17 protein-coding genes are annotated in these 23,702 nt (G+C 60.5%); 6 read left to right on the forward strand and 11 right to left on the reverse strand.

All coding sequences use genetic code 11. The features are described from left to right. Nucleotides 1-11: 11 nt before the first annotated feature. Complete coding sequence (locus GIW28_RS09390) at nt 12-1,163, reverse strand: M14 family metallopeptidase (RefSeq protein WP_099550041.1); 1,152 nt, start codon at nt 1,161-1,163, stop codon at nt 12-14. Nucleotides 1,164-1,628: 465 nt separating this feature from the next. Next, nucleotides 1,629-1,979: a DUF6124 family protein gene (locus GIW28_RS09395; protein ID WP_017136505.1), complete on the reverse strand. Its 351-nt coding sequence runs from the start codon at nt 1,977-1,979 to the stop codon at nt 1,629-1,631. Nucleotides 1,980-2,109: 130 nt separating this feature from the next. Here GIW28_RS09395 and GIW28_RS09400 point away from each other — a divergent pair, with 130 nt between their 5' ends. Continuing rightward, nucleotides 2,110-2,745 (forward strand): LexA family protein, encoded by a 636-nt coding sequence (locus tag GIW28_RS09400; protein ID WP_017136506.1) that lies wholly within the window; start codon nt 2,110-2,112, stop codon nt 2,743-2,745. On the opposite strand, the gene GIW28_RS09405 is transcribed toward GIW28_RS09400, so the two are convergent. From GIW28_RS09405 to GIW28_RS09420, 4 genes are read right to left on the reverse strand one after another with little or no spacing between them, the layout of a single operon-like run. Further along, complete coding sequence (locus GIW28_RS09405) at nt 2,742-4,667, reverse strand: acetyl/propionyl/methylcrotonyl-CoA carboxylase subunit alpha (protein WP_236446008.1); 1,926 nt, start codon at nt 4,665-4,667, stop codon at nt 2,742-2,744. The genes GIW28_RS09400 and GIW28_RS09405 overlap by 4 nt on opposite strands. Further along, a complete protein-coding gene (locus tag GIW28_RS09410; protein WP_236446010.1) occupies nt 4,664-5,470 on the reverse strand; it encodes a gamma-carboxygeranoyl-CoA hydratase in 807 nt (268 codons plus the stop codon). The genes GIW28_RS09405 and GIW28_RS09410 overlap by 4 nt, the downstream gene beginning before the upstream one ends. 15 nt (nt 5,471-5,485) lie before the next feature. Beyond that, nucleotides 5,486-7,093: a carboxyl transferase domain-containing protein gene (locus tag GIW28_RS09415; RefSeq protein WP_017136509.1), complete on the reverse strand. Its 1,608-nt coding sequence runs from the start codon at nt 7,091-7,093 to the stop codon at nt 5,486-5,488. Nucleotides 7,094-7,105: 12 nt separating this feature from the next. Beyond that, nucleotides 7,106-8,269 carry an isovaleryl-CoA dehydrogenase gene (locus GIW28_RS09420; RefSeq protein ID WP_017136510.1) on the reverse strand — a complete coding sequence of 388 codons (1,164 nt, stop codon included), beginning with the start codon at nt 8,267-8,269 and terminating at the stop codon, nt 7,106-7,108. 149 nt (nt 8,270-8,418) lie between these two features. On the opposite strand from GIW28_RS09420, the gene GIW28_RS09425 reads away from it, so the two are divergent. Further along, entirely contained in the window at nt 8,419-10,056 is a 1,638-nt protein-coding gene (locus GIW28_RS09425) for an AMP-binding protein (protein ID WP_236448232.1), read from the forward strand. 577 nt (nt 10,057-10,633) lie between these two features. Here GIW28_RS09425 and GIW28_RS09430 read toward each other — a convergent pair. The 3 genes from GIW28_RS09430 to GIW28_RS09440 all read right to left on the reverse strand — a co-directional run bounded on the left by GIW28_RS09430 (nt 10,634) and on the right by GIW28_RS09440 (nt 13,136). Then, nucleotides 10,634-11,533 (reverse strand): hydroxymethylglutaryl-CoA lyase, encoded by a 900-nt coding sequence (locus tag GIW28_RS09430; RefSeq protein WP_099550045.1) that lies wholly within the window; start codon nt 11,531-11,533, stop codon nt 10,634-10,636. A gap of 17 nt (nt 11,534-11,550) precedes the next feature. After that, entirely contained in the window at nt 11,551-11,943 is a 393-nt protein-coding gene (locus tag GIW28_RS09435; RefSeq protein WP_017136513.1) for a MerR family transcriptional regulator, read from the reverse strand. 257 nt (nt 11,944-12,200) lie between these two features. Next, entirely contained in the window at nt 12,201-13,136 is a 936-nt protein-coding gene (locus GIW28_RS09440) for a LysR family transcriptional regulator (protein WP_017136514.1), read from the reverse strand. Nucleotides 13,137-13,302: 166 nt separating this feature from the next. On the opposite strand from GIW28_RS09440, the gene GIW28_RS09445 reads away from it, so the two are divergent. Next, nucleotides 13,303-14,532: an acyl-CoA dehydrogenase gene (locus GIW28_RS09445; protein ID WP_058420935.1), complete on the forward strand. Its 1,230-nt coding sequence runs from the start codon at nt 13,303-13,305 to the stop codon at nt 14,530-14,532. 350 nt (nt 14,533-14,882) lie between these two features. Here the strand turns inward: GIW28_RS09445 and GIW28_RS09450 are convergent, their stop codons facing one another. Further along, on the reverse strand, nt 14,883-16,211 hold the full coding sequence (locus GIW28_RS09450) for a substrate-binding domain-containing protein (protein ID WP_236448170.1): 1,329 nt from the start codon (nt 16,209-16,211) through the stop codon (nt 14,883-14,885). Nucleotides 16,212-16,408: 197 nt separating this feature from the next. Continuing rightward, a complete protein-coding gene (xthA, locus tag GIW28_RS09455) occupies nt 16,409-17,221 on the reverse strand; it encodes an exodeoxyribonuclease III (protein WP_017134623.1) in 813 nt (270 codons plus the stop codon). A gap of 168 nt (nt 17,222-17,389) precedes the next feature. Here xthA and GIW28_RS09460 point away from each other — a divergent pair, with 168 nt between their 5' ends. The 3 genes from GIW28_RS09460 to GIW28_RS09470 all read left to right on the forward strand — a co-directional run bounded on the left by GIW28_RS09460 (nt 17,390) and on the right by GIW28_RS09470 (nt 23,514). Beyond that, a complete protein-coding gene (locus tag GIW28_RS09460; RefSeq protein ID WP_138814865.1) occupies nt 17,390-18,040 on the forward strand; it encodes a GNAT family N-acetyltransferase in 651 nt (216 codons plus the stop codon). A 63-nt stretch (nt 18,041-18,103) separates the two neighbouring features. Beyond that, nucleotides 18,104-19,831, forward strand: coding sequence for an autotransporter assembly complex protein TamA (locus GIW28_RS09465; protein WP_170040869.1), 1,728 nt, complete (start codon nt 18,104-18,106; stop codon nt 19,829-19,831). Further along, nucleotides 19,831-23,514: a translocation/assembly module TamB domain-containing protein gene (locus GIW28_RS09470; RefSeq protein ID WP_236448072.1), complete on the forward strand. Its 3,684-nt coding sequence runs from the start codon at nt 19,831-19,833 to the stop codon at nt 23,512-23,514. The genes GIW28_RS09465 and GIW28_RS09470 overlap by 1 nt, the downstream gene beginning before the upstream one ends. The last annotated feature ends 188 nt before the right edge of the window (nt 23,515-23,702 follow it).

Raw genomic sequence — 23,702 nt, forward strand, 5'->3', positions numbered from 1 at the left:
GGCAGGGCGGGTCAGCGCAGGGTGGTGACGATATCGGCCACGGTGCTCAACACGTCCTTGCCCAGTTGCCTGGAGCGCTCACCGGACCAACCGGTTTTCGGGTTGGGGGCGTCGTCGTTGTCCTTGAAGGGCATCTCGAGGGTCAGCGACAGGCAGTCGTATTGCTGGCCAACGGCATTGCAGGCCAGGGTCATGTTGGCTTCGCCCGGCAGGTCGCGGGTGTAGCCGTGGGTGGTCTGGAAATCGCGGGTCAGGGCGCTCAAGTGCCTGCGGAAGTGTTTTTCCAGCGCTTCGATACGCGGGGTGTAACCGGGGTTGCCTTCGCAGCCTGCGGTGAAGACGTAGGGGATTTCTTCATCGCCATGGATATCGAGGAACAGGTCGACGCCGTATTTCTCCATCTGCTGCTGGGCGAACAGCACTTCCGGGCTGAGCGCCTCGCTGGCGTTCTGCCAGGCACGGTTGAGGTCCTGGCCCATGGCGTTGGTGCGCAGGTGCCCGTGAAAGGCGCCATCGGGGTTCATGTTGGGGATCAGGTACAGGTCGGCGACGGCCAGGAGTTTTTTCAGCTCGGCATCACCGTCCTGTTGCAGGCGCTCGATGACGCCTTCCATAAACCATTCAGCCATGTGTTCGCCGGGATGCTGCTGGGCGATGATCCACACCTTGCGCTGGCCTTCGCCACCTTTGCCGCGGCGTAGCAGCTGGATATCACGGCCCTCGACGCTTTTGCCGGTGGCGAGCAGTTGGGTACCGGCGCGGTTCAGGGCCTGTTCGATCAGCCAGTCGTGACGCTCACGGCTATACGGTTCGAAGTAGGCGAACCAGGCTTGCTTCTCGCGGGTTTGCAGGCTGATGTGCAATGTATCGCCATCAAAACGCGTGGGCACGCGGAACCAGTTGACGTGGTCGTAGGACGCCACGGCGTTGTAACCACTCCAGGCATTTTTATATGACGAATGGCTGGCGTTGCTCAGGCGGAAGGTGTGGGTATGGCCCACATGCATGCCTTCGGCCTTGAAGTGGAACCATTGGAAATGTGCGCTGCGAGTATCGGGTTTGATCGCCAGCAACAACTGATAAGCGTCGCTGGCATCCAGGACCTGGATGTTGCCGCTGTCGAAGTCGGTGCTGATCTTGATGGAGGTCAAGGCCACTGTCATGGGCTGGCTGCCTGCGTAGGATTGTTGTGGCAGATATCTTACACAGGAGTGAGGCAAAATCTTGGTGCAAAATTGTTGCACGGGGAAGGGGGCGTCGTCCTTGACGCCGAGGCAGCTTAGATTCTATGAGATTGATTCTCAAGCGCTATTTCGCAAAGTTCCGGGCTAGAGCGTTCGATCGGCTTTCTTTTGGCGATGCTCTTTTGCTACCATGCGCGCCATCAAGCAACACACAGTCTTCATTAGCCTGAAGCCACGCCAGAAAAACTGGCAAAAAAAAGACCCGGCCAAAGAGCCGGGTCAAAAACCGTGATTAGCCTGATGAGGAGATATTCCAAGAGTCCGACCTAAGGTCCCTTGGTCTATCGACTGATCTCGCGATCAGCTGAGCCCAATAATAATCATTATCATTTGCAAGTCAAATGTTTTTATCCGTGTGATAGAAATATTTTTCTTACGTGCCTGTCAGGCGTCCGCCTGGGCAGCAGGCACCTGCACTGCCTGTTCCACCATCGCTTTGGCCATATCAATCAAATACACCACCGAAAAGGCCAGGTCCCGCTGGTTGCCCTGCCGGTTGCTTGCTGATTCATAGGCGGCTGCCGCCGCACTGCGTAGCAGGTCCGATGCGTGCACCAGGGCGTCTTCCTGGCTGATGCCGGGCCTGATGTCGAAAAACGCGGCGTCAGGCGTGGGCGCCGACACATCTTCTTTCAGGTAATAGTCGAGTGCCCGTTGCGCGGCGCCACTGCTGCGCAGGGTCAGCAGTTCGTCGGTTTCGGGCGTGCAAGGCAGGTGATTCGGGAGGGTCATCATGAGGGCGATTACTCTGGCTGGACGTTGAAAACCTGCACCTGATAGTAATACGAATCGTATTTATGTCATTTGATGGATTACTACAAACTGTTTATTGTCGTGGCAATTGCGCAACGTATGGTCAGGCTCCATGGACAACTGGATAGCGTTGGTCAAAGCCAACATGAAAGACCGCAAGGTCACGCAGGATGAACTGGCCGAACGCTTGGGCATGTCCCAGGGCGGCGTCGGTCATTGGCTCAATAAGCGCCGCGTGCCCAGTCTTGCAGACATGAACCGGGTGCTGGACGAGCTGGGGCTCGGCTATCTGGAAGTCGCGCTGGAGATTCGCGAAAAGGCCGACCCAACACCCGCGCTGGAAAAACACTACAACCCGTATTTCCGCTACCCGGTCAGCGACTGGAAAGGCGTCTGCGAAATCCGCGAAGAGCGCCCGACCTACGGCGCGGCCCGTTTCGAACTGAGCGATTACCATGCCCAGGGCGAAGCCTTCTGGCTGCCCGTAACGGGCGATGCCATGACCGCGCCCAGCGGCCTGAGCATCGGTGCGGGCATGATGATTCTGGTGGACCCGGCCATCGAGCCCGAACCCGGCAAGCTGGTGGTTGCGCAATGGGCCGACAGCACCCAGGCGACCTTTCGCCAATTGATGGAAGAGAGCGGCCAGCTTTACCTGGTGCCGCTCAATCCGACTTATCCCAAGCAGCTTTTCACCGATGCGTGCCGAATCCTCGGGGTCGTGGTGCAAGCCACGGCGAAGTTCTAGTCCGTGGTCTCAAGTTCCACCAGGGCGCTTCCTTCGGCGACCATTTCGCCTTCCTGGCAAAACACTGCCTTGACCGCCCCGGCGTGAGGCGCGCGGATACTGTGCTCCATCTTCATGGCCTCGAGCACCACCAGCTGAGTGCCAGCCTCCACGTGTTGACCGACTTCTACCAGCACCCGCACGATGCTGCCGTTCATCGGCGCTGTGAGGCCGCCTTGATGAGTCTGGTTGGCCTCGACTGCAGCAATCGGGTCATACAAGCTGACGGCCTGCATCTGGCCGTCCCAGCGCAGATACAGGATGCCTTCGCTGCGTACCGCCAGATAAGCGCGGCGCACGCCATGGTGTTCGATCAGTAGTTGCTCGCCGCGCAATTGCGCAGTGCCCGCTACCAGCTTCACCAGCCGGTCCTGCCCGGCGCAACTCAAGTGCAACGACACGTCGCTCGGCAACCCGGCACGAAAGCCTCGGTTATCCGCCCACGGGCCTTCACCGGCGGGCTGGCTCTGCATAAACGCCGCCCCTGCCGCCTGCCAGAACTCATCGCTCAAAGCACCAGGTGCTGGCAGCAGTTCATCCTGATAGCGCGGAATAAACCCGGTATCGAGTTCAGCCGCCGCAAACGCCGGATGGCCGATGATGCGCCGCAAAAAGCCGAGGTTGGTCTTGACTCCGCCGACCGCAAACTCATCGAGCATGCTCAACAACCGCAGGCGCGCCTGTTCGCGGTCTTCACCCCAGGCAATCAATTTGCCTAGCATCGGGTCGTAGAAGGGCGAAACGTTGTCGCCTTGTGCTACGCCGCTGTCCACACGGCGCCCCGGGCCTGGCGTAGATTCGCGGTACAGTGCCAGGTGCCCGGTGGCTGGCAGGAAATCATTGGCCGGGTCTTCGGCATACAAGCGCACTTCAATCGCATGGCCCACCAACGGCACCTGATCCTGAGTGATCGGCAGCGGTTCACCCTGAGCCACACGAATCTGCCAGGCTACCAAATCAAGGCCGGTAATCGCCTCGGTCACCGGATGCTCCACTTGCAGCCGCGTGTTCATCTCCATGAAGAAGAACTCGCCACGCGCGTCCAGCAAAAACTCCACGGTGCCGGCGCCCACATAGCCGATCGCCTGGGCCGCACGCACGGCCGCCTCACCCATGGCTCTACGCTGCTCGGCACTCAAGCCCGGTGCGGGTGCTTCTTCCACCACCTTTTGATGGCGACGTTGAATAGAACAGTCGCGCTCATTGAGGTACAGGCAATGGCCGTGTTGGTCGGCAAACACCTGAATCTCCACGTGGCGTGGCTTGAGCAGGTACTTCTCCACCAGCATTTGCCCATTGCCGAAGGACGACAGCGCCTCACGCTGGGCCGAGGCCAGGGCTTCGGCCAACTGGCTGACGTCCTCGACCACCTTCATGCCCTTGCCGCCACCACCTGCCGTGGCTTTGAGCAGTACCGGGTAACCGATACGTTCGCAGGCATCGCGGAAAGTTTCCAGGTCCTGGTCCGCGCCGTGATAACCCGGCACCAACGGCACCCCGGCAGTTTCCATCAGCGCCTTGGCCGCCGATTTGCTGCCCATGGCATCGATGGCCGAGGCGGGCGGACCCAGGAAAACAAGACCGGCGGCTTCAATCGCACGAGCAAAGCCGGCGTTCTCCGACAGAAAGCCGTAACCCGGATGGATCACCTGGGCGCCACTGGCTTGGGCGGCGGCGATCAGTTTGTCGATCTGCAGGTAACTGTCGGTGGCCTTGCTGCCACTCAGGTCAACCCGAATGTCGGCCTCGCGGCTATGGCGCGCATCGCGGTCGGTGGCGCTGTGGACCGCCACGGTGGTCAACCCCATCGCCTTGGCGGTGCGCATTACCCGGCAGGCGATTTCGCCACGGTTGGCCACCAGCACAGTGGTCAGTGTGCTCATGAACGTGGCTCCTGCGCTTGCCAGCTGGGCGGGCGTTTTTGCAGGAACGCGCGCAAGCCTTCCTGGCCCTCGGCGCTGACGCGAATCCGCGCGATAGCATTTTCGCAATACCGACGCAGCGCCGGGGTGAGGGCGCCGTTGCCGACTTCGCGCAGCAAATCCTTGCTGGCGCGCATGGCAGCCGGGCTGTTTTGCAACAGGTTGGCGATCCACAGTTCCACTTGCGCATCCAGCTCGGTGGCCGGGTAACTTTCCGCCAGCAGGCCAATGTCGCGCGCACGCTGGCCGCCAAAACGCTCGGCCGTCAGCGCATAGCGCCGCGCGGCCCGCTCGCCGATGGCCTGTACCACGAACGGGCTGATCACCGCCGGTGCCAGGCCGATGCGCACTTCCGACAGGCAGAACTGCGCGTCATCGGCGCCAATCGCCATGTCGCAGCAACTGATCAAGCCCAGCGCGCCCCCGTAGGCTGCGCCTTGCACCACTGCCAGGGTCGGGATTTTCAGCTTGGCCAGGTTGTACATCAACTCGGCCAGCTCGCGCGCGTCGTCCAGGTTGGTGTGGTAATCCAGCTCGGCCGATTGCTGCATCCAGGCCAGGTCTGCGCCGGCGCTGAAGTGCTTGCCACGTGCGCGCAACACTAAAAAACGCAGGGACGCATCGGCCTGCACCTGGTCGAGGGCGATGATCAACTCGCGGATCATCTGCGCATTGAACGCGTTGTTCTTGGCTTCACGACTGAGCCACAGCGTGGCAAAACCACGGCTGTCGGTGACCAGTTCGAGGGTGTTGAAATTGCTCATGGGGTACAGCTCCATTTACATGCGGAACACGCCGAAGCGGCTCGGCTCGATGGGGGCATTCAGCGCGGCGGACAACGCCAGCGCCAGCACGTCACGGGTCTGCTGCGGGTCAATCACACCGTCATCCCACAAACGTGCGCTGGAGTAGTAGGGATGGCCCTGGGTTTCGTACTGGTCGAGAATCGGCTGCTTGATCGCGGCTTCTTCTTCGGCACTGAACGCATTGCCCGCGCGCTCGGCCTGTTCACGCTTGACCTGCACCAGCACGCCGGCGGCCTGTTCGGCGCCCATCACACCGATGCGTGCGTTCGGCCACATCCACAAAAAGCGCGGGTCATAGGCGCGGCCGCACATGCCGTAGTTACCGGCACCAAAGCTGCCGCCGATGATCACCGTGAACTTGGGCACCTTGGCGCAGGCCACCGCCGTGACCAGCTTGGCGCCGTGCTTGGCGATGCCGCCGGCTTCGTATTTCTGGCCGACCATAAACCCGGTGATGTTCTGCAAGAACAGCAACGGAATCCCGCGCTGGCAGGCCAGTTCGATAAAGTGCGCGCCTTTTTGCGCGGCTTCTGCGAACAGAATCCCGTTGTTGGCCAGGATCGCAATCGGGTAGCCGTGCAGGTGCGCAAAACCACACACCAGCGTGGTGCCAAACAGCGCCTTGAACTCATCGAATACCGAGCCATCCACCAGCCGCGCGATCACTTCGCGCACATCAAATGGCTGCTTGGCATCGGCCGGGATCACGCCATAAAGTTCTTCGCTGCTGTACAACGGCGCCACCGGCGGGCGTTGCACTAACTGACCCTGCTTGCGCCAGTTGAGGTTGGCCACACTGCGTCGGGCCAGGGCGAGCGCATGTTCATCGCTGTCGGCATAGTGGTCGGCTACGCCGGAGATCTTGCAGTGCACATCGGCACCGCCCAGGTCTTCGGCGCTGACCACTTCGCCGGTCGCGGCTTTTACCAGCGGCGGCCCGGCGAGGAAGATCGTGGCTTGCTGGCGCACCATGATCGCTTCGTCGGCCATGGCGGGTACGTAGGCGCCACCGGCGGTGCAGGAGCCCATCACCACGGCGATTTGCGGGATGCCCTGGGCGCTCATGTTGGCCTGGTTGAAGAAGATCCGCCCGAAGTGTTCGCGATCAGGAAATACCTCATCCTGACGCGGCAGGTTGGCGCCACCGGAGTCCACCAGGTAAATGCACGGCAGGCGGTTCTGCTCGGCGATGGTCTGGGCCCGCAGGTGTTTTTTTACCGTGAGCGGGTAGTACGAGCCGCCTTTGACCGTGGCGTCGTTGGCGACAATCATGCATTCGACGCCTTCCACACGGCCGATTCCGGCGATCACGCCAGCGGCGGGCACGTCCTCGCCGTACACCTGGTGAGCCGCCAGTTGGCTGAGTTCCAGGAACGGTGAGCCAGGGTCGAGCAAGCGGTTGATACGCTCACGGGGCAGCAGTTTGCCGCGCGAGGTGTGCCGTTCCTGGGCCTTGGCGCCGCCGCCTTGCTGCACATGGGCGAGCAGGCTGTGCAGGGCGTCGACCTGTTGGCGCATCGCCGTGCTGTTGGCGGCGAACTCCGCTGAACGCGGGTTTAGCTGGGTATGCAAGGTGGCCATGGGGGCGCTCCTTCAGCGGGTTTCGTTGAAGAGTTCGCGACCGATCAGCATCCGCCGAATCTCACTGGTGCCAGCACCGATTTCGTACAGCTTGGCATCACGCAACAGGCGCCCGGCGGGGAATTCATTGATGTAGCCATTGCCGCCGAGAATCTGGATCGCGTCCAGGGCCATTTGCGTGGCGCGCTCGGCACTGTAGAGGATCACCCCGGCGGCGTCCTTGCGCGTGGTTTCGCCACGTTCGCAGGCCTGGGCCACCGCGTAGAGATAGGCGCGGCTGGCGTTGAGCTGGGTGTACATGTCGGCGACCTTGCCCTGGATCAGCTGGAATTCGCCGATGCTCTGGCCGAACTGCTTACGGTCATGGATGTAGGGCACGATCAGGTCCATGCACGCTTGCATGATCCCGGTCGGGCCGCCCGAGAGCACCACGCGCTCGTAGTCCAGGCCGCTCATCAGCACTTTGACGCCGCCATTGAGCACACCAAGGATGTTTTCTTCGGGCACCTCGACGTCATCGAAAAACAGTTCGCAGGTGTTGGAGCCGCGCATGCCCAGCTTGTCGAACTTGTTGCTGCGGCTGAAGCCTTTGTAGTCGCGCTCGACGATAAACGCGGTGATGCCGTGAGGGCCTTTTTCCAGGTCGGTCTTGGCGTAGATCACGTAGGTGTTGGCGTCGGGGCCATTGGTGATCCAGGTCTTGCTGCCGTTGAGCACGTAGTGGTCACCACGTTTGTCGGCGCGCAGCTTCATCGAGACCACGTCGGAGCCAGCATTCGGTTCGCTCATGGCCAGGGCGCCGATGTGCTCGCCGCTGATCAACTTGGGCAGGTACTTGAGTTTTTGTTCGTGATTACCGTTGCGGTTGATCTGGTTGACGCACAGGTTGGAGTGCGCGCCGTAGGATAGCGCCACTGACGCCGAACCACGGCTGATTTCTTCCATGCTCACCACGTGCGCCAGGTAACCCAGGCCGGCGCCGCCGTACTCTTCCGGCACGGTGATGCCCAAGAGGCCCATGTCCCCGAACTTGCGCCACAGGTCGGCAGGGAACAGGTTGTCGATGTCGATCTGCGCCGCGCGGGGCGCGATCTCCTTCGCCACGAACGACTGCACCTGGTCGCGCAGCATGTCGATGGTTTCACCGAGGGCGAAGTTCAGGGACGGGTAACTCATGGACAGGCACCTTAATGTGAGCTTTGTTGTTGTGTGGGTGGGGCGCGAGGGAGGGCGCTCACCTTTACGTTAACGTAAGCTTGCGTTACGGCGCTGTCAATCGTAGTTTACGTTTACGTCAACCTACAAAAAAGACAACAGGGGTCGTTATGGATCAACCGCACCCGAGCTACAGCCGTGGCTCCCAGGACAAGACCTTGCTGGCCATGACCATCGGTCAGGCTTTCGATCGCACCGTTGCGCACTACCCCGATGGCGAAGCGTTGGTGGTGCGCCATCAGCAACGCCGTTACACCTGGCGGGAGTTGGCCGAGACGGTGGATTTGCACGCCCGCGCATTCATGGCCCTGGGCATGCAAACCGGCGATCGCCTGGGCATCTGGGCGCCGAATTGTGCCGAGTGGTGCATCACTCAAATAGCCAGCGCCAAGCTCGGGGTGATCCTGGTGAATATCAACCCGGCCTACCGCAGCAGCGAATTGGACTACGTACTCAAACAGTCCGGCTGCGCATGGCTGGTGTGTGCCGGCTCGTTCAAGAGCTCCGATTACCACGCGATGTTGCAGGGACTGCACCCCGACGTGCGCGGCCTCATCAGCCTGGACCCCAGCCCGCCAGCGGGATTTATGCCCTGGTCGCAATTGGCGGCCCTCGGTGCTGGCATCCCGCCCGAGCAGCTTTATAGTCGCCAAGCCAGCCTGCACTTCGATCAAGCCGTCAACATCCAGTACACCTCCGGCACTACGGGCTTCCCCAAGGGTGCCACCCTCAGTCACCACAACATCCTCAATAACGGTTACATGGTCGGCGAAAGCCTGGGCCTCACCGCGCAGGACCGCCTGGTGATCCCGGTGCCGCTGTACCACTGCTTTGGCATGGTCATGGGCAACCTCGGCTGTATCACCCACGGCACCACCATGATTTACCCCAATGACGGTTTCGACCCGCTGCTGACGCTCACCGCCGTCGCGCAGGAACGCGCCACCGGCCTGTACGGCGTGCCGACCATGTTTATTGCGCTGCTGGATCACCCACGTCGCAGCGAATTCGACCTGGCCACCTTGCGCACCGGCATCATGGCCGGCGCCACGTGCCCCATTGAAGTGATGCGTCGGGTCATCAGCGAGTTGCACATGGGCGAAGTGCAGATTGCCTATGGCATGACCGAAACCAGCCCGGTGTCATTGCAGACCGGCGCCGATGACGACCTGGAGCGGCGCGTCACCACCGTTGGCCGCACCCAGCCCCAGCTCGAAAACAAAATTATCGACGAGGCCGGTAACACCGTGCCCCGTGGCCAGATCGGTGAACTCTGCACCCGTGGCTACAGCGTGATGCTCGGCTACTGGAACAACCCCGAAGGCACCCGCGACGCGATTGATGACGCAGGCTGGATGCATACCGGCGACCTGGCGAGCATGGATGAACACGGCTACGTGTGCATCGCCGGGCGCAACAAGGACATGATCATTCGTGGCGGTGAGAACGTGTACCCGCGCGAGCTGGAGGAGTTTTTCTTCACTCACCCGGCGGTGGCCGATGTGCAGATCATTGGCATTCCGGATGAGCGTTACGGCGAAGAGATCGTTGCCTGGGTCAAATTCCATCCCGGCCATGTGGCCAACGAACTGGAGCTGCAAACCTGGTGCAAGGGCCGCATTGCGCACTTCAAGACGCCCAAGCACTTCAAGTTCGTGGATGAGTTTCCGATGACGGTGACGGGCAAGATCCAGAAGTTTCGCATGCGCGAAATTTCGATCGAGGAGCTGCGAACCCAATCCAACTGACAGCACAGGCTCATGTGGGAGCTGGCTAGCCAGCTCCCACATAAAGCACAAAGGGGACCTGAAGGTCCCCTTTAATTTGTCGTTGCGTGCTCTTTTTTTATTATTGAGGGGCGGTCTATTGTTGTTTTTGGCAACCGTTACCCTTTACCGCTGTTTTTTTGCGACCCCCATCCGGGATCAAGAGCAAACGTATTTTTTTGAACGCTGATCTGCTTCTTCGTTAACGATCCAACCAGTGGCAGCTACCTGAGGTAGTTTTATTTTTCTCTAACCGGTTGCGGGTGTCGGCACGCCGTACCCTGCGAAGCACATCTTCTTCAAAAAAATCTGTTAGCTGCGTCTCTGCCGTGTTGTTTTTGTTATGTCAGAGTCGTTTCGTCTTATTTTTATTAGGTTTGGCGCTTTTTATTCTTGTTATGCCATAGAGATAGCAGGAGCCGTGCCAACTTTTAAAAGTCATTTAAAATCAATGGTTTAATTTTTGTGTAGGGTATTGCCTACGGCAAATTCGACAAAATATGTTCCCGTGTTACTCGATGTGTATGCGTGCGGTAACACATTGTCACGGCTAAGCTACTCAACCGGCGTTACGTGCCTTGGCGACTCGCGAACCCGTCGGCCGACCCAGCACGTTACTGATCTGCAGGCCTGCACGAATCAATGCCTCCAGATCGATACCGGTGTCGATACCCAGACCATTGAGCAGGTACACCACATCTTCGGTGGCAACGTTACCGCTGGCGCCCTTGGCGTAAGGGCAGCCGCCCAGGCCCGCAATAGAGCTGTCGAACACCGTGATGCCTTCGAGCAGGCTGGCGTAGATATTCGCGATTGCCTGGCCATAGGTGTCATGGAAATGCCCAGCCAGCTTGTCCCGTGGCACCTGCGCGCCGACCACTTCGAACAACCGTCGTGTGGCGCCTGCGGTACCGGTGCCGATGGTGTCGCCCAGCGACACTTCATAACAGCCCATGGCATACAACTCACGTGCTACTGCGGCGACTTGTTCCGGCGCAATCTGGCCTTCGTAAGGGCAACCCAACACACACGATACATAGCCGCGCACGCTGATGCCGTGTTGCTTGGCGGCCGCCATGATCGGCGCAAAGCGCTCCAGGCTGTCGCTGATGGAGCAGTTGATATTGCGCTGCGAAAACGCCTCGGACGCCGCCGCAAATACCGCGACTTCCTTTACGCCAGCCGCCAGCGCATCTTCAAAGCCGCGCAGGTTTGGCGCCAGCGCGCCGTAGGTGACGCCGGGCGTGCGCTGGATCTGCGCAAACACCTCGGCGGAGCCGGCCATCTGCGGCACCCATTTGGGCGAGACAAAACTGCCGACTTCGATATAACTCAAGCCGGCTGAGCTGAGTGCGTCCACCAGCTGAACCTTGTCGGCCACGCTGATCGGTTGGGCTTCGTTCTGCAAACCGTCGCGCGGGCCGACTTCCACCAGGCGCACATAAGAGGGGAGAGACATGGGCAGCTACCTTGTGTTTATGGACCAACCGGGTTCATGGTCTGCGCCAGCGCCTGGGTGCAGCGCTCTTCGGCGGTGTCCAGTTCCAGCTTCATCTGTTCGATATCAAGCATCTGTTGCTCGAGCTGCTCACGGCGCTCGGCAATTTTCGCCAGCATGCTGTTGAGCTGGATGTGGTTGCCGCTGGTGGGGTCGTAGAGTTCGATCAGCTCACGGCATTCGGCCAGGGAAAAACCGATGCGCTTGCCGCGCAGGATCAACTTGAGGCTGACCTTGTCGCGCGCCGAGTAGATGCGCTCCTGGCCCCGGCGCTCCGGGGCCAGCAGGCCTTGTTCTTCGTAGAAACGAATGGCGCGGGTGGTGATGTCGAGCTCGCGGGCGAGGTCAGAGATGCTGTAGGTCGTGCTCATGGTGGCGCTCAAGAAGGTCTTGGCGCTAAGCTAAAGGCAGGTTGACGTTTACGTCAAGCAAATAGCCTGGATGGATACTTATCCTGTGGCGAGCAGGCTTGCCCTGCGCTGGGCTGCGAAGCAGCCCCAATCAAGACAACTCATTTTTCCAGGCAGAAACGCGGTGTCTGGTTTTGGGGCCGCTGCGCAGCCCAGCGCAGGGCAAGCCTGCTCGCCACAACAAGCCTGCTTACTACAACCAACCTGCTCACCAGAACTCAAGCTTGCTTGCCATCCAGTTTCTTTTCGTGCGCGGTGACTTGCTGGCACAACTCGATCATCTGCTCACGCATCCAGCGGTTGGCCGGGTCCTGGTCGGTGCTTTCGTGCCAGTACAGGTGGGTTTCCACCGGCGGCACATCGTTGACCGGCAGGTTGAACCAATGCAGCTCATGGCGGCGGGCAAAGCGTTCGGGCACGGTCATCACCATGTCGGTCTGCTGCAACACTTGCGAAGCCATCAGGTAATGCTGGGAACGCAGGGCGATCTTGCGCTGGATGCCCATCTTGCCCAGCGCCAGGTCAACGTGGCCCAGGCCGTTGCGGCGGCTGGAGATATGAATGTGAGTCAGCGACAGGTAGTCATCCAGCGTGAACTTGTCCTTGCCCGCCATCGGATGGCCCTTGCGCATGGCGCATACATAGCGATCTTCCATCAGTTTGACGTGGCGCACTTGCGGGTCGGTGTTGAGCGGTGCGTCCACGGCGAAGTCCAGGCGCCCGGCGGCCAGTTCCTTGGTGGTTTCGCGGCGTTTGGACAAGAAACTCTCGATCACCACGGTCGGCGCCAGGCGGCGCAGGCGCTGGAACAGCAGCGGCAGAATCACCGCCTCGGTGAGGTCGGTCATGCTGATGCGATAAGTCTTGGCCGCCTGTTGCGGGTTGAAAATTCGGCTTTCCTGCACCGACACCCGCAGCAACGACAACGCGTTGCGCACCGGGCCGATGATGTTCTGCGCCATGGGCGTGGGCACCATGCCTTGCGCGGTGCGCACGAACAGCGGGTCGTTGAAGGTTTCGCGCAGGCGGGCCAGGGCGTTGGATACCGCCGGCTGGGTGATACCAACGATCTGCCCGGCGCGGGTCAGGTTGGCTTCGGTGTAGATCGCGTCGAAGACGATAAACAGGTTGAGGTCGACCTTGCTCAGATTCATGTCGTTGCGCTCTTATTTTCAGGTGGCGATTTATCAGGTGCTCATACGCCGATCATATATCGGTGATGAATGTTAATACACGCCGAGAATAGGCTAGGTAAATTATCAGCGCTGTTCTAGCATCGATTGCATGACCTAAACAACCTCTCAGAGAAGGGAGCTGCTCATGGATTTCGCCTATTCGCCCAAGGTTCAGGAACTGCGTGAACGCGTCACTGCGTTCATGGACGCTTACGTTTACCCGGCCGAGCCGGTGTTCGAACGCCAGGTCAGCGAAGGTGACCGCTGGCAGCCCACCGCGATCATGGAAGAGCTCAAAGCCCGTGCCAAAGCCGAAGGCCTATGGAACCTGTTCCTGCCCGAATCCGAGCTGGGCGCCGGCCTGACCAACCTCGAATATGCGCCATTGGCCGAAATCATGGGCCGCTCGCTGTTGGGCCCGGAGCCGTTCAACTGTTCCGCCCCCGACACTGGCAACATGGAAGTGCTGGTGCGTTACGCCAATGAAGAACAGAAGCAACGCTGGCTCGAACCGCTGCTGCGCGGCGAGATTCGCTCGGCGTTCGCCATGACCGAACCGGACGTGGCCTCATCCGACGCCACCAACATGGCCGCCCGCGCCGAGCGTCAAGGCGATGAGTGGGTGATTAATGGCAAGAAGTGGTGGACCTCCGGCGCCTGCGACCCACGCTGCAAGATCCTGATCTTCATGGGCCTGAGCAACCCGGACGCGCCGCGCCACCAGCAGCACTCGATGATCCTGGTGCCGGTAGACACGCCAGGGGTAAAAATCGTACGACCACTGCCGGTGTTCGGCTACGACGACGCACCCCACGGCCACGCTGAAGTACTGTTCGACAACGTGCGTGTGCCGTATGAAAACGTACTGCTGGGTGAAGGCCGTGGCTTCGAAATCGCCCAGGGCCGCCTTGGCCCAGGCCGCATACACCACTGCATGCGCTCCGTCGGCATGGCCGAGCGTGCGCTGGAACTGATGTGCAAACGCTCCGTCAGCCGCACCGCGTTCGGCAAGCCATTGGCGCGCCTGGGCGGTAATATCGACAAGATCGCCGACTCGCGGATGGAAATCGACATGGCGCGCCTGCTGACCCTGAAAGCGGCGTACATGATGGACACCGTCGGTAACAAAGTGGCGAAAAGCGAAATCGCGCAGATCAAGGTCGTGGCGCCGAACGTGGCCTTGAAGGTGATTGACCGGGCGATTCAGATCCATGGTGGCGCCGGTGTTTCCAACGACTTCCCGCTGGCCTACATGTACGCCATGCAACGCACCCTGCGCCTGGCCGACGGCCCGGATGAAGTGCACCGTGCGGCGATTGGCAAGTTTGAGATTGGCAAGTATGTGCCTAAAGAGCTGATGCGCAGCGGGCAGTAACACCGAGGCGCCTGCATCGCAGGCAAGCCAGCTCCCACACTGGAATGCATTCCAAAGGTGGGAGCCGGGCTTGCCCGCGATGAGCATAGGTATCTACACAACTTTTGAAGGCAGCCAATTTCTCCTGTGGCGAGCAGGCTTGCCCTGCGTTGGGCTGCGAAGCGGCCCCAGTAAAGGCACGGCAATTTTGCTGAAAGTACTCAGCGTCTGTTTTTGGGGCTGCTTCGCAGCCCAACGCAGGGCAAGCCTGCTCGCCACAACAGCCCACTTACAACAGGCTTCGTGTTAACCGGTTGTGTAGATACCTATGCCGCGATGAGGCCAGTGTTTACAAGACAAAACCCGAGCGGTCAGTACACCCAAACCTCCACCCGCCGATTCTTGATCCGCCCCTCATCCGCCGTGTTCGCCGCCACCGGCATCTGCGCGCCGAAGCCGCGAATATCCCGCAGCACCACGCCGCTCTTGACCAATTCCCGGCGCACCGCCATTGCCCGCAACTTTGACAACAGCGCCGCCCGCTGCGGGTCATTCTTGGCATCGCCAAACCCCACCAGCGTCACCTGCTTGTCGAGCTTGCCGTGGCTTTTTATATACGCCACCACCCGCTGCAAGTCCTGGCGCGCCTTGTTGTCCAGGCTGGCGCTGCCTTCTTCGAAACGAAAATTCACACTCAAGCGCTGGGCGTCACGGACGATGTTTTGATAGTCCTCGGGCATCGACGCCCGTGGCTCCACGGCAATCGCCTGCACCTGCTGGGCGATAAAGCCATTGGCGGCGACGATCGCCTGGCCTTTGCCACTTTGGGTAAAGTCCACCAGGGCTTTGGCCCACGGGTTGCGGTTCGACGGCGGCAGGTAAAAATACAAGCGGCGTGACAGCGGGTAATCCTCGGTGGCGATCAGGCTGGTCACCGGTAACATCGGCTGTGAGTCACCGTCGACAATTGCCAGCGCCTTGGCCTGGCGCACATACGGCAGGCCGATAAAACCAATGCCTTGCGGGTCATGGCTCACCGCATCGGACAACGCCTCGCTGGATTCGAAGCGCTTGGCGGCCACGGCCAGCGGTTTGCCGCGCCGGTTCAGCACCAGCTCTTTAAAGGTGTCATAGGTGCCGGACTGATCATCCCGGGCATACAGATGAATGGCGCCGTCGACGCCGCCCACATCCTCCCAGTGGCTGACTTCACCATTGAAAATCTGCGCCAGCTGCTCGGTGTTCAAGGTATTCAACGGGTTTTGCGGGTTGAGGATAATGGGCAGGCCGTCGATGGCAATCACGTGCTCGGCCTCTGGGCTTTTCAGGTCGCCCAGGGGTTCAAGGTCCACCAGTTCGCTGTCCTTGATCGGGCGCGAAGCAGCCGCAAGGTCAGCGTTGGATTTTTTCAGTGCGCTGAACCCGGTACTTGAACCGTGGGCTGCGACCTCCACCGTGACGGTTTTGCCCTGACGCGTCTTGCCGATCACCCGTTGTTCATTGGCGCCATCGCCGGGCTCGCTGTGCACCGCCTGCAAGCCCTGGTGCTCCATCATGCCCTTGACCAACGCAGGTCCAAGCGCCGCACCAATGGTATTGGAACCCTGGATACGCAGGGCGGGGCCTTGGTCGGGAACGGGGAGGGCAGCGGCGGCAGCGTAGAGCGGCAGTATCAACAGGAACAGAACGCGCAGCATCATGCCGGCACCTTCTTAAGCCAAAGGGAGTGCCGCCAGATTAAGTCAGTGGGGTTTCAAAAATATGACTGACGCACAGCAAGTCAAAATGTGGGAGCTGGCTTGCCTGCGATTGCAGTGGGCCAGTCATCAAATGGTTGGCTGACACACCGTTATCGCAGGCAAGCCAGCTCCCACATTGAAGTACACAAACCTTGAAATCAGCTCAACTCAAGCCAGATCGGCGCATGGTCCGACGGTTTTTCCAGCCCACGCAAGTCGTAATCCACCCCAGCATCCTTGACCCGCGACACCAGGCCGTTGGACGCCAGGATCACGTCAATGCGCAGCCCACGCTTGGGCTCATCTTCAAACCCACGGCTGCGGTAGTCGAACCAGCTGAAGCGGTCGGCCACGTCCGGGTTCAAGTGGCGGAAGCTGTCCACCAGGCCCCAGTTTTTAAGGCGGGCCATCCACTCGCGCTCTTCCGGCAGGAAGCTGCACTTGCCGGTTTTGAGCCAGCGCTTGGCATTGTCGGCGCCGATGCCAATGTCGATATCTTCCGGCGAAATATTGATGTCGCCCATCACTACCAGCGGCTGGTCATTGCTGAACTGGCTTTCCAGCAGTTGCTGCAAATCTTCGTAGAAGCGTTGTTTGGCCGGGAACTTGGTCGGGTGGTCGCGGCTTTCGCCCTGGGGGAAGTAGCCGTTCATCACGGTGATCGACTGGCCATGCTCGTCGGCGAAAGTGCCCCAGATAAAGCGACGCTGGGCGTCTTCTTCGTCGCTGGCAAACCCTTTGTGCAGGCTCAACGCCGGCTTGCGCGACAGCAGGGCCACGCCGTAATGGCCTTTTTGCCCGTGGTAGTACACGTGATAGCCAAGGGCCTGCACTTCGGCCAGCGGGAACTGGTCATCGTGCACCTTGGTTTCCTGCAGGCCGATCACGTCGGGTTGATGCTTTTCAATCAGCGCCGCCAGCTGATGGGGGCGGGCGCGCAGCCCGTTGATATTGAAGGAGACGATTTTCATGGTCGGCAGTCCAGTCTGGCAAAAGGCCGATGCTAGCCGACAAGTCGGACGGGGGCCAGCGTGGCGGTAGGGCGCATGCACTGCTAATGTCTGGGAACGACTGGTGCTGCACAGGTTCGTACCCATAAGAACGCCATCGTTTGAGTGGCGCCCAGGGAGATTGACTGTATGCCGGACACTGCCACTGCCATTGCCGAAATTCGCCTGCTCAACAGCGGCTATTCCCGCGAGGCCCGTTCCTTGTTGTATCAGGCCTATCGGCATGAACCGACCTTTGCCTACATCTTCGAAGCCGAGCGCTCGGGGTACGAACAGCGCGTGCGTGCCACCGTGCGTGAGCTGGTCAAGCAGCATTTTTTCCAGAAGCTGCCCGCCATCGGCCTGTTCGTCAACGACCGGCTGATCGGCATCGCCCTGATTGCGCCACCGCAACGGCGCCTGGGCATCACCGAGAGCTGGGCCTGGCAGTTGCGTATGTGGCTGAGCACCGGCGTACGCGGCACCCGGCGTTACTTGGATTACCATTACGCGGTGCTGGCGTGCCTGCCGAACGAGTCGGTGCATGTGTTGCCGCTGCTGGGTATTCACCCGCAATTTCAGGGCAAACACTACGGCGAGCAACTGTTGCAGGCCGTGCACAACTGGTGTGCCGAAGACCCGCATTCATCCGGTGTGGTGCTCGATACCGGCAACTCGCGCTATCTGGATTTTTACAAGCGCCAGGGCTATGAGGAAATCGGCGAAGTGGCGGTAGGACCTGTCCTGGAGCATGTGTTTTTTCATCCCAATCCCCAGGCGTTACATGCTGCAACGGCTTGAGACAGAATTATTCAGACAATTCCGGGTTCAAAGAGTCTCCCCAGCTGTGTAGCATCCGCGCCTATGAAGCTTCCAGGAAGATTTACCAGCGGCTTGGTTCTGCTGTTCACAAGCTGCGGCGTATTTGCGCAAAGCGAATTGGACGTGCGCATCAAGCCATCAAACGACGCGTTGAAAGCCAACATCGAAGGCTATATCGGCGGGGTTGGCGATCGTGATGAAGAAGCCTTGCTGCGGTTCAGCCGTGGCGCCGAGGAGCAGGCCCGCAAGGCGGCCCAGGCTCTGGGCTTCTATCAGCCGCAGATTTCCAGTGACGTGAAGGGCGGCAAGAACCCGCGCCTGACCCTCACCATCGACCCCGGCGAGCCGGTGCATCTGCGCAACGTGACCATTCGGGTCGACGGCCCGGCCGCGAGCCTCAAAGCCTTTCGCGTGCCTGCCAGCGACGACCTCAAATCGGGCGCCGTGCTCAACCACGGCAACTACGAAGACGCCAAGCGGCTGATTCAGAATCAGGCTTCGCGCTACGGTTTTTTCAATGGGCGTTTCAGCAGCCAGAAGCTGCTGGTGGACCCGCAAGCCGGTGTCGCCGATATCGAACTCATCTACGACAGCGGCCCGCGCTACACCTTGGGCAAAGTCGGGTTTACCGGCGATACGCCGTTCGATGAAGACCTGCTGCAACGCATGGTGCCGTTCAAAAGCGGCGCCCCTTACGACTCCGAACTGATCGCCGAACTCAACCAGAACCTGCAATCAAGCGGCTTCTTCGAAGGCGTACGCGTGGACGCCAGCCCAACCGCCTCGACCAACGATGTGATCCCGGTGGCGGTCCAGCTCGATACCCGCAAGCCACGCACCATGGGCCTGGGCCTGGGTTACTCGACCGACGTCGGCCCGCGCGGCAAAGCCAACTGGACCCGCCATTGGGTCAACCCGCAAGGCCACAGCTATGGCTGGGAGGCCGAACTGTCGGCGCCACGCCAGAACGTCGGCCTGTGGTATGACATCCCGCTCGACCCGCCGTTGACCGACAAGTTGCGCTTCGCCGGCGGTTACCAGAACGAAGAAATCGCCAACACCGACACCCTGAGTAAATTGCTCACCCTCGGCCCCGAATGGCACAGCAAGCTGCCCAGCGGCTGGACGCGGGTCATCTCGCTCAAATACCAGCGTGAAGAATATCGCCTGGGCAATGACTCGGGCTTGAGCAACCTGGTGATGCCGGGCATCAACTATTCCTACCTGCGCAGCGATAACCGCATCGACCCGCACAATGGCTATCGCCTGATGTTCGACGCCAAGGTCGCCAAGGAAGGTCTCGGCTCCGACACCAACTTGCTGTACGGCACCGCCACCATCAAGGGCTTGACCACTTTATGGGATAACCACCGTTTCCTCGGCCGTGCGCAGTTCGGCGGCAGTGCCACCAACGGCTACAAGTCGGTGCCGCCGTCGCTGCGCTTCTTTGCCGGTGGTGACCAGAGCGTGCGCGGCTACGAGTACCAGACGCTGTCACCCGAAAACGATCGCGGTGACCGCATCGGCGGGCGTTACATGGTGGCCTTGAGCGCCGAGTACCAATATTCCATCGCCGAAAAATGGCGCATCGCGACCTTTATCGACCAAGGCAACTCCTTCAACACCCTGGAAATGCCCAGCCTGAAAACCGGCGTGGGTGTCGGTGTGCGCTGGGTGTCGCCAGTGGGGCCGATTCGCCTTGACCTGGCCCATGCCCTCGAAGATCCGGGCGGCATTCGTTTGCACTTTTCCATGGGGCCTGAGCTGTGATGCGTGGTTTGAAAATAGCAGGGCTGGCCCTTGTGGCGGTCCTCATGCTGCTGCTGTTGGCGCTGTGGACAGTGCTCGGTACTCAAGCAGGCAGCCGTTGGGCCTTGAGCCAGGTGCCGGGTTTGAGCGTGGAAAATTACCAGGGCCACCTGGGTGGCCAATGGAGCGCCGACCATCTGCTATGGCAGCAGGACGCGAGTCGGGTAGAACTCAATGCTCCGAAGTTTGATTGGTCACCAGGCTGCCTGTTGCGCATGACCCTGTGCATCAACCAATTGGACGTGGAACAGGTCAACCTGCAATTTCCGCCGAGCAATGAACCGAGTAGCGGTCCGATAACGTTACCGAATCTGAAGTTGCCGGTTGCCATCCAGTTGGGCGACGTTCGCGTCGGCAGCCTGCTGTTTAACGGCAGTGAGGAACTCAAGGGCCTGCAGTTGGCGGCGCATTGGACGGCTGCTGGCATGCAGATCGATTCGGTGCACCTGCAACGCGATGACCTGGTGCTGGACCTCAACGGCCTGCTGCAACCCACCGGCAACTGGCCGCTGAGCGCCACCGGGAACCTGAGCCTGCCCTATGCGCCCGGCGGCGCGCCGTGGAAGGTTGCGCTCAAGGTTGACGGCGACCTGCTCAAGACCCTCAAGCTCGACGCCGACAGCAGCGGCTACTTGCCCGCGAAGCTCAGCGGCGAGCTGCAACCTTTGGTGGAGAACCTGCCCGCGCAGTTGCACATCACGGCGGATGGCTTTAAACCGAGCGCCGATTTGCCCGACACCTTGCAGCTCAATCAACTGGACCTCACTGCCAAGGGCGACTTGAGCAGCGGCTACCAGTTGCTTGGCCGGGCCGTGCTGCCCGCAGAAAAAGGCCCGGTGGCCTTGCTGTTGCAGGGCAAGGTTGACGCCAAGGGCGCACAGATCGCCGGCCTCGACCTGACTGCCGGTGAGCAGCAAAGCCTCAAGCTCAGCGCCAACCTGGACTGGCAGCAAGGGTTCAGCGCCGACGCGAAAATCAACTGGCTGGATTTTCCCTGGCATCGCCTCTATCCATTGATTGATGAGCCTCAGGTCGCGTTGCGTACGTTCAATGGTGAAGTTTCCTACAAAGACGGCAATTACCTCGGCAATCTCAACGCTGACCTTGACGGCCCAGCGGGTAAATTCAATCTGGTCACGCCATTCAGCGGCGACCTCAAGCAAGTCTTCCTGCCCGAACTCAAACTGACTGCCGGTCAAGGCAAGGCCGAAGGGCACCTGAACCTGCAATTTGCCGACGGCATCGCCTGGGACACTGCGCTGGACTTGTCGGCACTCAACCCGGCGTACTGGGTCGCAGAATTGCCAGGCACCTTGGCCGGGCCATTGCGCAGCAAAGGCGAGTTCAAAAACGAGCAGCTTAAACTGAATGCCGACCTCGACCTCAAGGGCCATTTGCGCGGCCAGACCGCCGTGCTGGCGGCCAAGGCCGAAGGCGCGGGCGAGCAGTGGACCCTGGCCAACCTGGATATCCGCCTGGGCGACAACCGCATCAATGGCAGTGGCAGTCTGCAGCAACGCTTGGCCGGGCAGATTGACATTAAACTGGCGCGCCTGGCCCAACTGTGGCCGCAGTTGCGCGGGCAAATCAACGGCCGCGTGGATGTAGCCGGTACGCTGAAGGCGCCGCAAGGCAAGCTCGACCTCAAAGGCCAGCAACTGGCGTTTGCGGATAATAAACTGCAAAGCCTCACCCTCGATGCGGCCCTCGACAACGCCCAGCGTGCGAAGATCGACCTCAAGGGCAGCGGCATTCAAGCCGGTGAAACCCAGGTCGGCACCCTGACCGCCAGCGCCCAGGGCGACATCAAGAGCCAGAAGGTGCAACTCGATCTGGCCGGGCCGCTGGTCAAACTCGCCCTGGCCCTGGATGGTAACCTTGACAAAGGTAACTGGCGTGGGCGCCTGGCCAGTGGTGATGTGCAGGCCGGCGGCCAGGATTGGAAGCTGCAAGCCCCGGCGAAAATCGAACGCCTGGCCGACGGCAAGCTGACCTTTGCCGCGCATTGCTGGGTGTCTGGCGGTTCCAGCTTGTGCGGTGAAGACCAGCGTCTGATGCCTGAACCCAAGCTGCGCTACCACCTCAAGCAATTCCCGATCGACAGCCTGGCGGCCTTCTTGCCCAAGGATTTCGCCTGGCAGGGCAAGCTCAACGCCGATGTGCAACTCGACCTGCCCAGCAGTGGCCCTAAAGGCGTGGTCGCGGTGGACGCCAGCGGCGGCACCTTGCGCGTGAAGGACAAAAATCAGTGGGTGGATTTCCCCTACGACACCTTGAAGCTGGAAACCACCCTCAACCCCAAGCGCATCGACACACAGCTGAATTTTCGCGGTGGCAAGCTCGGCGAGTTGCTGTTGCAGGCGCAGATCAACCCGTTGCCCAAGGACAAGCCGATTACCGGTACGTTCAGCCTCACCGGCCTGGACCTCGCTGTGGCGCGCCCGTTTGTGCCGATGGTGGAAACCCTCAATGGCAAGCTCAACGGTAACGGCCGTATCTCGGGTGGTCTGTTGGCGCCGCAGGTCAACGGCAATGTGAACCTGGTGGACGGCGAAATTTCCGGGCCTGAGCTGCCGATGAGCCTCGAGGGCTTGAATGTGCAGGCGCTGATTGCCGGTGAAAGTGTGCAGCTCAACGGTGGCTGGCGCAGTGGCAAAGACGGGCAGGGCAGCCTCAAGGGCCGCGTCGGCTGGGGCCAGGCCCTGGCGGTGGACCTGAGCCTGCAAGGCTCGAAATTGCCGGTCACGGTTGAGCCCTATGCCAAGCTGGAAGTGGCGCCGGACCTTAAGATCAGCCTCAAGGACGACAAGCTGGCGATTGCCGGCAAGGTGCACATCCCGCGCGGCGATATCACCGTGCGCGAACTGCCGCCGTCGACGGTCAAGGTCTCGGATGACACGGTGATCGTCGGCAGCCAGACCGAGGAGGGCAAGCCGCCGATGGCGATGGCCATGGACATCGACGTCGAGGTGGGTGAAGACCAGCTTAACTTTGCCGGCTTTGGCTTGACTGCCAAGGTTCAGGGCCATGTGCATATTGGCGACAACATGGACACCCGTGGTGAGTTGTGGCTCAACGACGGGCGTTACCGTGCCTACGGGCAGCGCCTCAATGTGCGGCGTGCGCGGCTGTTGTTTGCCGGTCCCTTGGATCAGCCGTTCCTGGATATCGAAGCGACACGGGTGGTCGTGGAAGACTCAAGGACTGTGACTGCCGGTATTCGCTTGAGTGGCAGCGCCGAGCAGCCGACGACGCAGATCTTCTCCGAGCCGTCGATGCCTCAGGAAGATGCGTTGTCGTACCTGGTGCTTGGGCGTTCGCGTAACAACACGGGCGAAGATAACAATATGCTTGCTGAGGCCGCTCTGGGCCTGGGTTTGATGGGCAGTGCGGGGGTGACTTCGGATATCGCCAACAAGCTGGGGATTCAGGATTTCGACCTTGACACCCAGGGCTCCGGGAACAAGACCGCAGTGGTGGCCAGTGGCAAGATTACCGAGAAGCTCAGCTTGCGCTATGGGGTGGGGGTGTTTGAGCCGGCCAATACCATTGCCTTGCGTTACTTGCTGAGCAAGAAGGTGTATCTGGAAGTGGCCAGTGGCGTGGCGAGTTCGTTGGACATCTTCTACAAGCGGGATTTCTAAACCCCGTACTCGTTAAAACTGTGGGAGCTGGCTTGCCTGCGATAGCGGTTTGTCGGTGTGTATATCCGTTGCTGCGGTAACGGCGGCTTATGGTTCCGCTCTTACAGCGGGTCACTTTTGGCAAACGCCCGGAATGCCGGCCCAGCCAAAAGTAACCAAAAGGTCTTCGCCCCACCACTCGGCACCTC

The organism is Pseudomonas sp. PA-5-4B (genome assembly GCF_021606215.1).
In the GTDB taxonomy this organism is placed as follows: domain Bacteria; phylum Pseudomonadota; class Gammaproteobacteria; order Pseudomonadales; family Pseudomonadaceae; genus Aquipseudomonas; species Aquipseudomonas edaphica.

Bases quoted from the DNA above. Each gene is read 5' to 3' on its own strand.
- GIW28_RS09390 (WP_099550041.1), bottom strand. From the start codon at position 1,163: ATGACAGTGGCCTTGACCTCCATCAAGATCAGCACCGACTTCGACAGC.
- GIW28_RS09395 (WP_017136505.1), bottom strand. From the start codon at position 1,979: ATGATGACCCTCCCGAATCACCTGCCTTGCACGCCCGAAACCGACGAA.
- GIW28_RS09400 (WP_017136506.1), top strand. From the start codon at position 2,110: ATGGACAACTGGATAGCGTTGGTCAAAGCCAACATGAAAGACCGCAAG.
- GIW28_RS09405 (WP_236446008.1), bottom strand. From the start codon at position 4,667: ATGAGCACACTGACCACTGTGCTGGTGGCCAACCGTGGCGAAATCGCC.
- GIW28_RS09410 (WP_236446010.1), bottom strand. From the start codon at position 5,470: ATGAGCAATTTCAACACCCTCGAACTGGTCACCGACAGCCGTGGTTTT.
- GIW28_RS09415 (WP_017136509.1), bottom strand. From the start codon at position 7,093: ATGGCCACCTTGCATACCCAGCTAAACCCGCGTTCAGCGGAGTTCGCC.
- GIW28_RS09420 (WP_017136510.1), bottom strand. From the start codon at position 8,269: ATGAGTTACCCGTCCCTGAACTTCGCCCTCGGTGAAACCATCGACATG.
- GIW28_RS09425 (WP_236448232.1), top strand. From the start codon at position 8,419: ATGGATCAACCGCACCCGAGCTACAGCCGTGGCTCCCAGGACAAGACC.
- GIW28_RS09430 (WP_099550045.1), bottom strand. From the start codon at position 11,533: ATGTCTCTCCCCTCTTATGTGCGCCTGGTGGAAGTCGGCCCGCGCGAC.
- GIW28_RS09435 (WP_017136513.1), bottom strand. From the start codon at position 11,943: ATGAGCACGACCTACAGCATCTCTGACCTCGCCCGCGAGCTCGACATC.
- GIW28_RS09440 (WP_017136514.1), bottom strand. From the start codon at position 13,136: ATGAATCTGAGCAAGGTCGACCTCAACCTGTTTATCGTCTTCGACGCG.
- GIW28_RS09445 (WP_058420935.1), top strand. From the start codon at position 13,303: ATGGATTTCGCCTATTCGCCCAAGGTTCAGGAACTGCGTGAACGCGTC.
- GIW28_RS09450 (WP_236448170.1), bottom strand. From the start codon at position 16,211: ATGATGCTGCGCGTTCTGTTCCTGTTGATACTGCCGCTCTACGCTGCC.
- xthA (WP_017134623.1), bottom strand. From the start codon at position 17,221: ATGAAAATCGTCTCCTTCAATATCAACGGGCTGCGCGCCCGCCCCCAT.
- GIW28_RS09460 (WP_138814865.1), top strand. From the start codon at position 17,390: ATGCCGGACACTGCCACTGCCATTGCCGAAATTCGCCTGCTCAACAGC.
- GIW28_RS09465 (WP_170040869.1), top strand. From the start codon at position 18,104: ATGAAGCTTCCAGGAAGATTTACCAGCGGCTTGGTTCTGCTGTTCACA.
- GIW28_RS09470 (WP_236448072.1), top strand. From the start codon at position 19,831: ATGCGTGGTTTGAAAATAGCAGGGCTGGCCCTTGTGGCGGTCCTCATG.